This window comes from Parafrankia sp. BMG5.11, assembly GCF_004337455.1.
This window is the reverse complement of record NZ_SJXI01000072.1, coordinates 32,949-47,022: the sequence shown is the minus strand read 5'-3', so window position 1 is coordinate 47,022 and position 14,074 is coordinate 32,949. Positions and strand designations below refer to the sequence as shown.

14 protein-coding genes and 1 pseudogene are annotated in these 14,074 nt (G+C 66.6%); 9 read left to right on the top strand and 6 right to left on the bottom strand.

The window, feature by feature from the left end; genetic code table 11:
• Positions 1-69: 69 nt before the first annotated feature.
• Entirely contained in the window at positions 70-213 is a 144-nt protein-coding gene (locus E0504_RS50760; protein WP_165938733.1) for a hypothetical protein, read from the bottom strand.
• Between the two features lie 718 nt (positions 214-931).
• Between E0504_RS50760 and E0504_RS37605 the strand changes: the two genes are divergently transcribed.
• The 8 genes from E0504_RS37605 to E0504_RS37570 all read left to right on the top strand — a co-directional run bounded on the left by E0504_RS37605 (position 932) and on the right by E0504_RS37570 (position 8,277).
• Positions 932-1,645 (top strand): helix-turn-helix domain-containing protein, encoded by a 714-nt coding sequence (locus tag E0504_RS37605; RefSeq protein WP_131626800.1) that lies wholly within the window; start codon positions 932-934, stop codon positions 1,643-1,645.
• Positions 1,646-2,219: 574 nt separating this feature from the next.
• Positions 2,220-3,506 (top strand): amidohydrolase family protein, encoded by a 1,287-nt coding sequence (locus E0504_RS37600; RefSeq protein ID WP_112107477.1) that lies wholly within the window; start codon positions 2,220-2,222, stop codon positions 3,504-3,506.
• The gene (locus tag E0504_RS37595) at positions 3,503-3,886 is read left to right on the top strand and encodes a hypothetical protein (RefSeq protein ID WP_373693977.1); all 384 of its coding nucleotides are present in this window, start codon (positions 3,503-3,505) and stop codon (positions 3,884-3,886) included. Before E0504_RS37600 ends, E0504_RS37595 begins: the two co-directional genes overlap by 4 nt.
• Positions 3,887-3,992: 106 nt before the next feature.
• Positions 3,993-4,265, top strand: a complete 273-nt coding sequence (locus E0504_RS37590) for a ferredoxin (RefSeq protein ID WP_243657796.1) — start codon at positions 3,993-3,995, stop codon at positions 4,263-4,265.
• 2 nt (positions 4,266-4,267) lie between these two features.
• Positions 4,268-5,050, top strand: coding sequence for an SDR family NAD(P)-dependent oxidoreductase (locus E0504_RS37585; protein WP_112107526.1), 783 nt, complete (start codon positions 4,268-4,270; stop codon positions 5,048-5,050).
• On the top strand, positions 5,047-6,303 hold the full coding sequence (locus E0504_RS37580) for a cytochrome P450 (protein WP_112107479.1): 1,257 nt from the start codon (positions 5,047-5,049) through the stop codon (positions 6,301-6,303). The genes E0504_RS37585 and E0504_RS37580 overlap by 4 nt, the downstream gene beginning before the upstream one ends.
• Positions 6,304-6,315: 12 nt before the next feature.
• Positions 6,316-6,750, top strand: coding sequence for a nitroreductase family deazaflavin-dependent oxidoreductase (locus tag E0504_RS37575; protein WP_112107482.1), 435 nt, complete (start codon positions 6,316-6,318; stop codon positions 6,748-6,750).
• A 75-nt stretch (positions 6,751-6,825) separates the two neighbouring features.
• Complete coding sequence (locus E0504_RS37570; RefSeq protein WP_112107484.1) at positions 6,826-8,277, top strand: aldehyde dehydrogenase family protein; 1,452 nt, start codon at positions 6,826-6,828, stop codon at positions 8,275-8,277.
• A gap of 78 nt (positions 8,278-8,355) precedes the next feature.
• Here the strand turns inward: E0504_RS37570 and E0504_RS37565 are convergent.
• The 5 genes and pseudogenes from E0504_RS37565 to E0504_RS37540 all read right to left on the bottom strand — a co-directional run.
• A pseudogene (locus E0504_RS37565) lies at positions 8,356-8,547 on the bottom strand (IS630 family transposase); the annotation flags it as partial.
• Positions 8,548-8,551: 4 nt separating this feature from the next.
• Positions 8,552-8,902 carry a hypothetical protein gene (locus E0504_RS37560; RefSeq protein ID WP_131626799.1) on the bottom strand — a complete coding sequence of 117 codons (351 nt, stop codon included), beginning with the start codon at positions 8,900-8,902 and terminating at the stop codon, positions 8,552-8,554.
• Positions 8,903-9,511: 609 nt separating this feature from the next.
• On the bottom strand, positions 9,512-11,086 hold the full coding sequence (locus E0504_RS37550) for a diguanylate cyclase (protein ID WP_160144302.1): 1,575 nt from the start codon (positions 11,084-11,086) through the stop codon (positions 9,512-9,514).
• A 419-nt stretch (positions 11,087-11,505) separates the two neighbouring features.
• Positions 11,506-12,690 (bottom strand): pre-mycofactocin synthase MftD, encoded by a 1,185-nt coding sequence (gene mftD / locus E0504_RS37545; RefSeq protein WP_131626797.1) that lies wholly within the window; start codon positions 12,688-12,690, stop codon positions 11,506-11,508.
• 176 nt (positions 12,691-12,866) lie between these two features.
• A complete protein-coding gene (locus E0504_RS37540) occupies positions 12,867-13,286 on the bottom strand; it encodes a cupin domain-containing protein (protein WP_200835349.1) in 420 nt (139 codons plus the stop codon).
• Between the two features lie 125 nt (positions 13,287-13,411).
• Here E0504_RS37540 and E0504_RS37535 point away from each other — a divergent pair, with 125 nt between their 5' ends.
• Positions 13,412-14,068: a TetR/AcrR family transcriptional regulator gene (locus E0504_RS37535; protein WP_112107493.1), complete on the top strand. Its 657-nt coding sequence runs from the start codon at positions 13,412-13,414 to the stop codon at positions 14,066-14,068.
• The last annotated feature ends 6 nt before the right edge of the window (positions 14,069-14,074 follow it).

Below are 14,074 nucleotides of genomic sequence, written 5' to 3'. Positions count from 1 at the left end.
TCGGGTTCCTCACCGAAACCGGACTGACTTGGGAACAGCTCTGATCAACAGAACTTCACACATTAATCATCAGTAGTGCGGTGTGACCGCGCTTCTCGAGAGCTGCACCGGCTGAACCGTGCGATCGCCCTCGACCACACCGCCACCGCCGACCGGCCCGCCATCCTCGAGCAGGCGGCGGGCATCCTCGCCAGCGGCGACGAATTCGCCCACGGCGCCCGGCCCGGCCCGGCGCCGACGCGAGTGGCAATCCGCAGCTGCGGATTGCGGACCCAGCTGAGCGGGACGGGCGAGTGTGGCGTCATCATCGGTCTGCTCGGGTTGTTCACGCCGCCTCCCCTGCCGCCGCCCGGCACCACCGTGGCCGTCTGTGGCGTGGGGAATAGACCGCGACGGTGGGGCCGAAATGGTCACCCAGTCGCCAATGCGACGCACCCAGCTGGCGATGATTTGCCGCATCCCACCGGCGGTCATTGGTCCGGATGAAGGGCGTGAAGCCGGTCACTGGCGGTGGACGTCAAGGCCGTTGGACACCGGCGAGCCCATCGACCGGGCGGCGTGGATCGTTCGACAGGACGGCACTCGGTCGCGCCGATCGGCCGGATCCTCAAGGAAGTCGATCTCGAACGGCGGCGGTCCACGACTGTCGCGACCCTCCCGCCGACCAGGGCTTTGCCGCCAAGGTTCGCGCCTTCTACCTGCTCCCAGCCGCGGGCGCGACGCCGCTCAACCTGATCGCCGCGGCGGATGTCGTGCCCGGCCAGATTTTCCTGCAAGATCACCTTAAGGAGCGACGCGGCACTACTATCCGCCCATGGCGGTCCCAGTGGGTTCTTCCCCGACCTCGCCCATCGCGGCCAGTCTGCGGCAGCAGGGTGTCGACGCATCGGCGGTGCGAGCTGGCACGTACGCCCTGGGGGTCGGCCGCGAAGTGGTCAGCGGTTGGCATTCGCACGAGGTTCACCAGCTGGAGTACGCGTTCGAAGGCATCGTCCACGTCGAGACGGCGACGGCGCGCTATCTCCTCCCACCCCAGCAGGCCGTCTGGATCCCAGCCGGGATGGTTCACTCCAGCACGATGACCAACGTCAAGGCCGTCGGGGTCTTCTTCGACCCTGCGATGGGCCTGCCGACGGGCGACCGGGTCCGCATCCTCGCCGCCGCACCGGTGATCCGGGAGATGATCTTGCACGCCAAGCGGTGGCCGATCAGCCGGACAGTGCAGGACCCGATGGCCGACACCTTCTTCGAAGCCCTCGCCCACCTCGTCGTCGAATGGCTCGACCGCGAGACCCCGCTGTGCCTGCCAACCAGCCGCGACCCGCTCGTGGCCGCGGCCATGGATTACACCAACGAGCACCTGGCCGAGGTGTCCCTGCCCAAGGTGTGCGCGGCTATCGGGGCGTCGGAGCGCTCGCTGCGCCGGGCGTTCGCCGCCGCGACCGGCATGTCCTGGCGCCGGTACCACCTCGAGAGCCGCCTACTGAAAGCCATGGTCCTGCTCGCGCAGGACGGCCAGAACCAGAACGTCACCGCTATCGCCATTGCCGTCGGCTTCCAGAGCGTGAGCGCCTTCACGCGGGCGTTCGGCCAGTACGCGGGAGAGACGCCAACCGCCTACCGCCAGCGCGTCTGCGCCGAATGAGGCCGTTCGCCGGTGGGTTACGCCGGGCGGTGCACCGCGAACAATGCGGCGCTCGGGACGCTGCCGACTACGTATCCGGCATGGCGACGAGCTTCCTGGTGAGCATCCCGCGGTGTCCGATACGGCACTTCTCCTTCTTCTCGACTGCCCGGTTGGAAAGGTCGTTCACGCCATCCGCCGCCAGCACTGTGCCGCCGGGTCCGGGCGTTGCCGGGCAGGATGGGCTGGCCGGTGTCCAACGGCCTTGACATCCACCGCCAGCGACCGGCTTCATGCCCTTCATCCGGACCAATGACCGCCGGTGGGATACGGCAAATCATCGCCAGCCGAGTGCATCGGATTGGCTACTAGGGAATTAGACCGCGACGGTGGGGCCGGAATAGTCAACGACTTGGCCGAACGCGCAAAGACGGCCAGGGTCGGGCCGTCGATGATGAGCCCACAGGACGCTGCCGACGGTCCCAGACGGGCAAGGATGGCGCTCGCACCGGAGCTGATGACTACCGGTGTGGACCATCGAGCCGTCTGAGCTGAACGTCGGGATCATCATGGCGGCGGCGGTAGCGGAGGCGGCGTGAACAAGGACGACTTAATCCTGATCAGCGTGGACGACCATGTGATCGAGCCACCTGACATGTTCGACGGCTTCATCCCGGCCAAGTACGCCGATCGGGCCCCCCGGCTCGTCTCGGACGAGCTGAGCGACAAGTGGGTGTTCGGCGAAGGCGAGGCCCGCAGCTCGGAGCTGAACGCGGTGGCCGGCCGCCCGCCTGAGGAGTATGGCGTGGAGCCGACGCGGCTCGAGGAACTGCGGCGGGGCTGCTACGACGTGCATGAGCGAGTCAAAGATATGAGCGTCAACGGCGTGCTCGCCTCGCTGAACTTCCCGTCGATGGCCCGCTTCTGCGGCCCGTTCTTCGCCAGCCGAGTCGACCAGGACCCCGGCCTTGCCCTCGCCGTCCTGAAGGCCTACAACGACTGGCACCTCGACGCCTGGTGCGGCTCCTACCGCGACCGGTTCATCCCCTACTCGATCCCGCCCATCTGGGCCCCCCAGCTGATGGCCGCCGAGATCCGCCGGACCGCGGCCAAGGGCTCGCACGCGGTCAGATTCTCGATGAACCCCTACGCTCTCGGCCTGCCGTCACTGCACAGCGACCACTGGGACCCGTTCTGGGCGGCGTGTCAGGAGACCGAGACGGTCGTGTGCGTGCACATCGGGTCGGGCGGTATCGGTGTGGTCACCGCACCCGACGCCCCGATGAACGTCGAGATCACCTGCGCGGCCATCAAGACCTTCCCGACGGCGACCGATCTCGTGTGGTCACCGATCTTCCAGAAGTTCAAGAATCTGAAGGTGGCATTGTCGGAGGGCGGCATCGGCTGGATCCCGTACTTCCTCGATCGGGTGGATTACACCTACAAGCAGCACAAGGCATGGACCCGCCCCAACCTCGGCGGCCGGCTACCGAGCGAAGTCTTCCTCGACCACGTCGTCACCTGCTTCATCGTCGACGACTTCGGCCTGGCCAACCTCGACCGGATGAACGAGGACATGATCACCTGGGAATGCGACTACCCCCACTCCGACAGCACCTGGCCGCGCTCCCCCGAGGTGGTGGCGGAGGCTGTGGCCGGGCTGACCGACACGCAGGTCGACAAAGTCACCCACCTGAATGCCATGCGGGTGTTCTCGTTCGACCCGTTCGCCCTCCGGCCGCGCGAGCAGTGCACGACTGGCGCGTTGCGGCGGGAAGTTGCAGGCCACGACATCTCGATCCTCTCCCGCGGCACTCGGAACTGGAAGGCGGTCACAGTGGGGCAGTTCGCCCACTCGCACCAGCCGACCAGCACGGCGTGAGCGCGGCGCCACTCGCCGGGGTGCGGGTGCTCGAGGTGGCCTCGCACGTTTTCGTCCCGTTGTCGGGGGCCGTGCTCGCCGAGTGGGGAACCCTTGATACTCCCGTATCGCACCGCCGACCATGGCGACCGACCCCCGCTTCCTCGACATCGACGCCCGCCGCCGCAACGCCCAGGCATGCAAAGTTCGAGGGTGAGTGGGCACCGAGCCGCAACGGCCACTCCCTCTCGCTGGCGACCGCACCCGTGCAGTTCGACCAGCAGCCCAGCCAGCCGGCCCGCACCCCCGAGCACGGCGAACACACCGAGACCGTGCTCCTCGAACTCGGCCTCACCTGGGACGAAATCGACGAACTCAAAGCCAGCAAGGCCATCCTGTAAACGGGCGCGGCAGTCACATCTAAAGGCAGTTGGGATTTGCCGGGCGAGGCAAGGAATTGGCCGAATACGCAAAGATCGCGCTAAGCTCAACCGGAAGGATTCGTTGATGCTGGGTGCTGTAAGGATATCGGGCGATGGCGTCGAACCGCCCCGGCGAGTGGGGATTGAGATGAGCGACACCTGGACGGTCACCGTAGATCGGGAGCGGTGTATGGGTAGCGGTATCTGCCTCGTCTATGCGGCCGGCACGTTTGGCCATGACGAGGAAGCCAAGGCGATCGTGATCGACTCGGCCGCCGATCCGATTGACGTGATTCGCGTTGCGGCAGAAGGGTGCCCGACCGCCGCAATCCAGCTCGCGCCAAACGATGGGATGTGACGGTGTTACTCGAAAGGAAGAGCGCGGTGATCACTGGCGCCGGGTCGGGCGTCGGCCGCGCCTCAGCCCTGCGGTTCGCCAAAGAGGGTGCGCTCGTCGTCTGCACTGACATTCGGCTCCAGTGGGCGAAGGAGACCGTGCGCCAGATCGAGGCTGCTGGCGGCGTCGCCATCCCGCAGGAATGCGACGTGGCATCTGAACAGGACGTCGCCGCGACGGTCGCCGCGGCCGTCGAGCGGTTCGGCCGGCTCGACATCATGTTCAACAATGCCGGCATTCCAGCGCCCCGCCGCGGCAAGACGATCGAGGACCACACTATCGAGGAGTTCGAGCGCATCACGTCGGTCAACCTCCGCGGGGTGTTCCTCGGCTGCAAGTACGCGGTGGCGCAGTTCAAGAAGCAAGGCGACGGCGGCGTCATTCTCAACACCGGGTCGGTAGCCGGGTTGGTCGGCCTGGGCGACACGATATACGGAGCGACGAAGGGTGGCGTGCACCAGCTGACCCGCGGCGTCGCCATCGAATGCGCACCCTTCGGCATCCGAGTCAACGCGATCTGCCCCTCCGGCATGCCGTACACCACCAATTTCACGGCGGCAGGCGGAACAGAGGTTCCGCCCGACGCCCTTGAGCAGTACGCCGAGCGGGTCGGGTCAATCCATCCGCTGGGCAAGCCGATCAGGACGGAGGACTGCGCCGAGGCGGCGGTGTACCTGGTGTCGGACCGGGCGGCGAATATCACAGGTGTGTTGTTACCGGTCGACGGAGGTTACGTAGCGAGATGACCAGACCAGATAGCATTGGGTTGCTTGACCGGGCGCGTTTGCGCGAGGTTTTCGATCTCCGCAATGAGGCGAACCTCGGCACGGTCGCGGGCTATGAGGAAGACCCGTACCCGAGGTGGCACGAGCTTCGGGAGCTGGCAGCGGTACATCCTGGAACGTTGCACGAGTTGACGGGTTTCAGCGGCCCGGTGTTGTTTCAAGGGTTGCCGTTCGAGGACCGGCCGCACTTCACCGCGTTCACGTTCGCGGCGTGTGACGAGGCGTTGAAGAACCAGGAGGTTTTTGCTTCGTCGTCGGTAGCGGTCGATCTCGAGGGCGGTCGGCTCGCTCCGCTGAACAGCATATTCTCCATGGCCGGTGCCCAGCACCGCCGTTACCGGAGGCTGGTGCAGTCGTCGTTCGTGCCACCGCGGATGGCCTGGTGGACCGAGAAGTGGATCGAAACGACGGTACACGCATTGATCGACTGGTTCGCCGGCGACGGCTCTGCGGACCTGAACGTCGATTTCTCGGCAGCGGTCCCGGTACTGACGATCACGGGCAGCTTCGGGGTGGCGGTCGAGCAGGCGATCGCGATCCGGGAGGCTTTGAGCAGCCCGGAGCGGCTCGTACCGCTGCTGGCGCCGATCATCGCCGCCCGCCGCGAGACTCGCGAGGACGATCTCATCAGCGTCCTGGTCGACGCCGAGGTGCAGGACGACGACGGGAACCCTCACCGCCTGTCGGATGCCGAGATCTATTCGTTCGCGGTGTTGCTCCTCATGGCGGGATCGGGCACGACATGGCGACAGATGGGGATTGTACTGACCGCGTTGTTACAGCGCCCGGAAATCCTCGACGCGGTACGCCGGGACCGGCAGCTGCTGCGTAACGCGATCGACGAGTCGTTGCGGTGGATGCCAACCAATCCCATGTTCTCCCGGTTCCTGACCAAGGATGTTGAATTCCACGGCGCGCATCTCCCGAAGGGCGCGGTGTTGCACCTCGCGCTGGGTGCCGGTAGCCGGGATCCCCGCCGCTGGGAACGGCCCGACGAGTTCGACGTGACCCGCCCCCCGAAGCCGTCGCTGGGGTTCGGCGGGGGACCCCACGTGTGTCTGGGGATGCATGTCGCCCGGGCCGAGATGTACACGGGCATCAGCGCCCTGCTCGACCGGCTGCCGAACCTTCGGCTCGATCCCGACGCCGACCCTCCCCGCATCATCGGCATGTACCACCGCGGCCCGACAGCGATCCCCGTGCTGTTCGGTTGAGAGGAGCGACCCGTGGCTGAGAGCGACTTCCAACTACCTGACCGGACCCTGCTCGGCGCGGAACACGTCCGCCGTTACCGGGAGACCGACGGCGAGGTCGGCTACCTCTGGAACACCGTCCCGATATTGCTGCTCACCACGACCGGCCGGCGCACCGGCAAGGCACGTACCACGCCGCTCATCTTCGGGCGCGACGGCGACGACTACCTCGTCATCGCCTCCACCGGCGGCTCACCCCGGCACCCAGCCTGGTACCTGAACCTCACCGCAAATCCTCGAGCCGAGATCCAGGTCCGAGCCGACCACATCGTGGTGACCACCCGCACCGCAACCGAGGAGGAAAAGCCATGGTTATGGAGGATCATGGCCGACATCTGGCCTAACTACAACGTCTACCAGCGACGTACCGAGCGAGTGATCCCCGTCGTCGTACTCACCCCTGCCTAGATGGGCACGGCGGGCAAACCCGCCGGACGGAAGGAGCAGGCAGCAGTGGCTGACAGACCTCAGTTCGAGTCGAGGATGTTCATCGACGGCAAGCTCGTCGAGGCCGCGACCGGCAAGACGTTCGACAACGTCAACCCGGCGACCGAGGAGGTGCTCGGCCAGGTCACCGATGCCTCCGCCACTGACATGCACCGCGCCATCGACGCCGCCCGCCGGGCCTTCGACGAGACCGACTGGCCGACGAACCGCGCGTTGCGCAAGCTCTGCCTCTCCCAGCTACAGAAGGCGCTCGAGTCGGAACGCGAGCAGTTCCGCGAGGAGCTGATCGCAGAGGTCGGCTGCCCGCGGACGATCACCAACGGCGAACAGCTCGACGCGCCGCTGGCGAACGCGCTGCGCCACCCGACCAAGCTCATCGACACCTACCCCTGGGAGACCGACCTCGGTAACACGGTCGACGAGCGAAGCGGAAGGCTGACATCGCGGAGGATCTGGCGCGAGCCGACCGGCGTCGTCGGGGCCATCGTGCCCTGGAACTTCCCGCTCCAGATCGCACTGCACGCACTCGGCCAGGCGCTGGCCACCGGCAACACGGTCGTGCTCAAGCCTGCGCCGGACACCCCGTTCCACGCCACCCGCCTCGGCCGCCTCATCGCCGAACACACCGACTTCCCGCCTGGAGTCGTCAACGTCGTCACGGCGTCGGACCACCTCGTCGGCGAGGAACTGACCCTCTCCCCCAAAGTCGACCTGATCGCCTTCACCGGGTCGACCGCCGTCGGAAAACGGATCATGGAGAAGGGTGCGGCCACCCTCAAACGACTGTTCCTGGAGCTGGGCGGCAAATCGGCGACGATCGTGCTCGACGACGCCGACCTGCAGACCGCCACGAGGATGGGCATCGCCGCATGCGTCCACGCCGGCCAAGGCTGTGCCATCCCGACCCGGATGCTGCTCCCCCGCTCCCGCTACGACGAGGGCGTAGCCCTGCTCGAGGCCATGTACGCGGGCGTCAAGGTCGGTGATCCCCAGCAGGGGGATACCGTCACCGGCCCGGTCATCTCGACAAAACAGCGTGAGCGGGTGCTCGGCTACATCCGCAAGGGCATCGATGAGGGAGCCAAACTTCTCGTCGGCGGCACCGAGCGGCCCGAAGGGCTCGACAAGGGGTACTTCGTCAAACCGACGCTGTTCGTCGACGTCGACAACTCCATGACCATCGCCCAGGAAGAAATCTTCGGGCCCGTCCTGGCGGTGATCCCGTTCGAGGACGACGAGGACGCGATCAGGATCGCCAACGACAGCTCCTACGGCTTGTCCGGCGCGGTGATGTCGGGATCGCTGGAACGGGCGCTGGCGGTGACCCGACGTATCCGGACGGGCACCGTCCACGTCAATGGCGGCCTGGCGTCCGGCCCGGACATGCCCTTCGGCGGCTACAAGGCCAGCGGCATCGGCAGGCACAAAGGACATGCGGGCTTCGACCAGTACCTCGAGACCAAGTCCACAGCTTGGCCGGCGAGCTGACGCGCTCATCGCTTGGCAGACCTACATCTCAGGCAAGGGCACAACCACCTGGCCTTCCCGGGACGCGCCGCACCTGGACCTGGGACTTTCGTCGACGCAGCGCACGACCGCCTTCTCCGGCGGGTCGAGGTAGACCCCGACCACGTCACGAACCTTGTCCACGAACAGCGGGTCCGTCGAGAGCTTCCACGTCTCGACCAGATGCGGTTTCAGGCCGAATGCCCGTCACATCCGCGACACCGTCGACTGCGACAACCCCGACGCCCTGGCCAGCTCACCGCCAGTCCCGCGGGTTGGCGTGGGAGAACGGTGTCGCGCGGAACGCCGAGTCGTCGCCCCTGTGGATGAACAGGTGCCCGGTGAGCACGTCGCCGTCGCCCAGCACGGCCCAGCCACGCCCACTGATCTCATCGCCTTCGTCGTCGCCGTCCCAGCTGAACTCGACGAGGGGCCGGCCGTCGCGCGTGCCCCAACGACAGTCCATCCAGCCGCGAACGGCGATGAACCCGAACTCGCCGGTCCCGTCCCGGTCGAACTCGATGAACCCGGGGCCGACGAGGTCGATGGCATCCTGGTCCCACAGGTCCATCTCCACGATCCGCCACCGCCCGGTCAGACGCTTCATCCGATCCTCCGCCCTCGCCGTGGTCGCTCCGTCGGACTGGTCCGGCAGCCGCTCGCTGTTCTGCAAGCACTCGGGTGGAAGGCCGGGCACGCATGAGTGCCGTGGCATGAGGAACGAACATGGAACAGCCGCAGGAACATCATCGCGATTACATCGACCCGCGAAGATCTACCAGCAGGCCGCGGGCCACAGCATAGACAATGATCGTCGGCGGAGAGAGTTCGGCGTCCCGAGCACAGCGCTCCCACAGATCCGTCACACAGGGCGACCACCGTGCACCAGGTCCCACCATGGGCGCGACCGCAGGCGCCACTCAGATCGGGGCACCGGTCGATGCCTGGGCGCAAGGACGTTGCCAAGCTCGAACAGGGACGTCAGCCCGGCCACGATTCCCGTGCGGGCCGTTCAAGACCGTCGACCCGTATCGACCGCAGTCGACTCGGCCCACCACCAGAGTCCCGAGCTGCCGTCTGACCGTGTCTCGGACGCCAGTTTGTGTTACCGGTGTAGTCGGCTCGGCGAATCTTCGCGTGCGCCGCGCCCGCAGCGACCGTCGGGCCCGTGACCTGCAAGTTCAGGTTCGCATTAATACTGGTTGGATGCTCCCGGTCAGGATCGAACCTTCGGAATCTGCCAGGCGCCCCTGCGGGAAGAAGGCTCACCTGCCACGACTGTCCGGTTACGCCCGGACTCCTTTGCTCGGTAGAGGGCGGCATCCGCACGAAGCAGCAGGTCATCCAGGCAACGGTCGCCAGCGGTCAGCATCGCGACACCCACGCTCACCGTAATTGCGAGAGAGCCACCGGGGATGCAGACCGGGCTCGTCGATACGTTGTTTCGAAGCCGTTCAGCGAGGACGACCGCGGCATCCTCGTGGCAGTCGAGCACTGCCGCGAACTCCTCTCCGCCGACCCGCCCCGTCACGCCGTGCGGGCGGAGCACATTCTGGATGAATTCGCCGATCCTGGCGAGAACGAGGTCCCCAACGGCGTGACCATGGCGGTCGTTCACGCCTTTGAAGCCATCGATGTCAGTCATCAGAGCAGCGAGCGGTTGGCCGGCAGTAATGTGTTTCTCGACCAGAGTGCCGGCCTGCCCGAAGAAGGCGCGCCGGTTGGCGAGTCCGGTCAGCGGATCGGTGCAGGCGAGACTTCTGGTCTCCCTGAAGATCAGCGCCTGCTCGAATATGGTGGCTGCCTGACCGAGAATCTTCTGGGCAATGGCCGCGCGTTTCGGGCCGTAGCGGCCGGGGGCGCGGGATGTCACCACGACTATCACGCGCGGGTACGTGCCGCGGGCGGCCGGCACGGCGATCCAGCTTCCGGCATAGCTCTGGTGGCCCGGCATCTGTTCCAGCGCGGGGAAGTGCGGACTGGCTCGCATGGTGCCGCAGAAGGCAAGGTGGAGCACCGAATCGGACGGCGCAACGAAGTCCATACCGACTACCCGCTGGTCCACGTCGCCCTGCACCGCGATGACCTTCAGGGCCTGATCCGGTTCTCGGGCGAGCACCCAGGCCGCGTGCCAGGGAAGCAGCGGCGCGGCTGCCGTCATGATTCGTGCGAGGACATCCTGGCCATCAAGTGTGGACATGTCCTGAGCCGCGATTCCGCTCAGCGTCTCCGCCACTTCCCGATTTCTGCGCTCCGTCTCGTACAACCTCTTCAGCCGGGCTGTGTCATAGTCCCTGACCCATATTCGTCGCCGGTCCGAGTCGCTCTTCGTCGAGGACAGGACGTTCTGGATCTTGTCCGCCGCAAGATCAGCTACGGCAGCCATCATGGGTCCTGAGTCCACCGCCGGGCAGCAAAGGTCCAGCAGGCCGAGAACCTGGCCCGTGACGGGGTCACCGAGAGGCACACCGACACAGGAAAGATCCCGGAGCTCGTTGACGTAGTGCTCGCCGCCGGCCACCAGGGTCGGAGCACCACGATGCAGTGCCGTGCCGACGGCGTTGGTACCGGCAGACTGTTCGGACCAGCTGTAGCCGGGAAGCGAAGCGGCCCGGTCGAGTCGGCGTCTGAACGTGGGATCTTTGGCGAAACGGAGCAACAGCACGGCGTCCGCATCGGTGAGAAGCAGGCCGATCTGCTGGCCGGCCAGCCGGCCGGCCAGCCGTTGCAGGATCGGTCTCGCGATATCCACTATCGGCGGGTCCAGATCCCGGTTCACCGGGTGCGGCACGAGTCGATCCGCCGCAACGGCCCAGCGCCGCGACCGCAGCCATGATTCCCCGATGAGATCTCTGACCCCGACTGGCTTGTTGCTCCTCGTGGCCAGGAACTGGTCGCGCGCCTCCAGGACCGATGCCCGATGCCCGCTGTCATCAGTCCCTGCGCCTGGGAGGTCGTTCTCATGCGCCGCAGGGGTCCGCCGTCCCGGCATCGTATGCACCTCCTCGGCGTACCCCTTGGCCAGCGCCGTGCCCAGGAAAGCCCGGCCTAGCCAGCCTATGCCGTACGACCTCCCGCTTCTTCGCCCGAGCACTTTTTCTACTCACCGCGACTTATAGACGTGCTCGCACTTTCTTGTCAGTTCTGGGGCTTTTTCGGGTCTCGCCGTCAGCCAGGACAGGTGCCCGCCTCTCCGCGGAATGCCGGTGATCACCGGGCCGGCGGGGCGGCGGACGGGTACGGGAAGCCGTCGGGCACCAGGATGTCGTCCGGAGTGAGGTCGTGGATGGATGAGTGGCCGAGCGCGAGCAGGGTGGAGTCGATCCCGCCCCGCAGGATGTCCAGGACGTTCTCCACCCCGGCCTGCCCGGCAGCGGCCAGCCCCCACAGGTATGCACGGCCGATCATGACCGCCCGAGCGCCGAGCGCCAGTGCCTTCACCACGTCGCCGCCACGGCGGATGCCGCCGTCCATCAGCACCTCGACGTCCTCGCCGACCGCCTCGACCACTGCACGTAGCGCCCGGATCGGGGCGGGGGTGCTGTCGAGGTTGTTGCCGCCGTGGTTGGACACCGAAATCGCGCTCGCCCCGACATCCACGGCACGCCGGGCGTCGTCGACCCGGCTGATGCCCTTGAGCATGAACGGCCCGTCCCACTGCTGGCGCAGCCAGGCGATGTCGTCCCAGCTGGGTGGGGGTGTCTGCAGCCAGGTGCCGTAGGCGCCGAAGAACGTGGGGGCGGGCTCACCCGGCTCGGCCAGATTCGGCGCGGTGAGGTCGGGGAGCCGGCCGGCGCGCAGGTGGGCCGCCAGCCAGCGGGGCCGTGCGCGCCCCTGCGGTGCCAGCCTTGCCATGGCCCTGAGGCCGAGCCGCTCGGGGATCCAGGGGCTTCCCCAGTCCCGGCTGTGCGAGAACGACCAGTCCAGGGTGACGATCAGGCCGACCGCGCCGGCATCCCGGGCGTGCTCGAGGCGCCGCACCATCCAGTCCCTGGTGCCCATCCAGTACGTCTGGTAAAAGACCTGCGGGTTCGCGGCGATGACCTGCTCGATCGGCTTGCTCGCGAACGAGCTCAGGCCCATGGCGGTGCCGCGGGCCGCCGCCGCCCGGGCGACGGCCACCTCCCCGTCGGGATGGACGGCCTGCACCCCGGTGGGGGAGATGACGACCGGCAGTGCCAGCGGCTGGCCCAGGACGGTTGTGCTCAGGTCACGCTTCTCCTTCAGCCCCGCCACGTGCGGGGCGAAGCCGAGCTCGTCGAAGGCGGCGGTGTTGTCCCGGTATGACACTCCCGCCTCCGAGCCGGCGAGCAGTGCGCTGTAGACCGACGACGGCAGCCGGCGGCGCGCGCGCCGCTGTGCTTCGGCGACCGATTCAAACCGTGTCTTGTCCATACGTCACCTCTCGACGGCCTGCCGGACCGCTCGTGGTTGTCGGGTCGCAGAGATCAGCCCCACGGGGAGACCCGGCAGCGGCACTGCCGTCTCAGGAGAAGCGGCGTACCGCCACCGGCCCCCGGTCCGGGACGTCAGGAGGTGACGACTCCGGTAAAGGTCCGCGAAGGTCGGAGTTACGCCCGGGTCGTGATATCGGGGCGTCCCAGATTAATGACGATGTTGTCCGGATGGCGCGCTGTCAGCCAGACCAGCTCGTCGACGTCGGAGGCGTTTCCCTCGATGTGCGGCAGGCTCGGCGGAACGAAGATGAAGTCGCCTTCCTCCAGATCCACCCGCTCCCGGTAGTTCTCACCGAAGAGTATGTAGGCGCGGCCCTTGAGGACGTAGCCAGCCGTCTCGGCCCTGCCGTGGTGGTGGGCCTCCGACGCGTAGCCGGCCGGGGTGTGCACCTTTCCCAGCCAGATTCCGGTCGCGTCGCTGTTCTCCTTGCTCACCCCGGATCGGCGCAGCGCGCCCTCGGTTTGGGCCGTGAGCTCACCGAGGTCCGCCGATCGAATGACCTTCAGCTGTTGTTTCGCTACATGGAGAGCCACACCGACTCACCCACCCTTCTTGATTGTCCGAACGAAGAATCGTAGGCGGACGTTTGTTAGCGTATAATGGCAACCGACTGCCGCGTGGAGCCGAAAGACGCGTCGACAACAGCCGGGGAGAGCAGATGCAGAACCGACCACGAGATGGAGCGCGAACTCGCGCCGAGATCAGGGCCGCAGCGGTCGCACTTTTTTTCCAGCATGGCTATGAATCGACGTCACAGCGGATGCTCGCCGACCGGGTCGGTATCAAGGCCGGGAGTCTGTACAACCACATCGGCAGCAAGGACGAGCTGCTCGCCGACATCATGACGTCGATAATGGATCGACTTATCAGCTCCTCGCGGGAGGCACTTGAGAACGCGGGCCCCGATCCGGTCAGACAACTCAGCGCACTCATCGACAACCACCTGCGTTTTCATGCGAAAAACGCGAAGGAGACCTTCATCGGCAACTCCGAGCTGCGTTCACTTTCCCCCGACCAGCGGCAGCTCATTCTGGGCCGCCGCAGGGAGTACGAGTTCCTGCTGAGAGGGGCCATCGAGACCGCGGCGCAGTTCGCGCGGCTGCCTCTTCTCGACTCTCGGCTGCAGACCTACGCCATACTCGCCCAGGGCATGCATCTCGCGTCCTGGTTTCGGGAGTCGCGCGAGCTTCCCCTCGAGCGCATCGTCGGGGTCTACACCGAGCTCACCTTCCGCCAGCTCGGCCTGTCCACGGCGGCTGGGACGGCCGGGCCCAGCGCCGGGCAGACATCGCCAGCCCATGATGATCATATGTGACAGGCC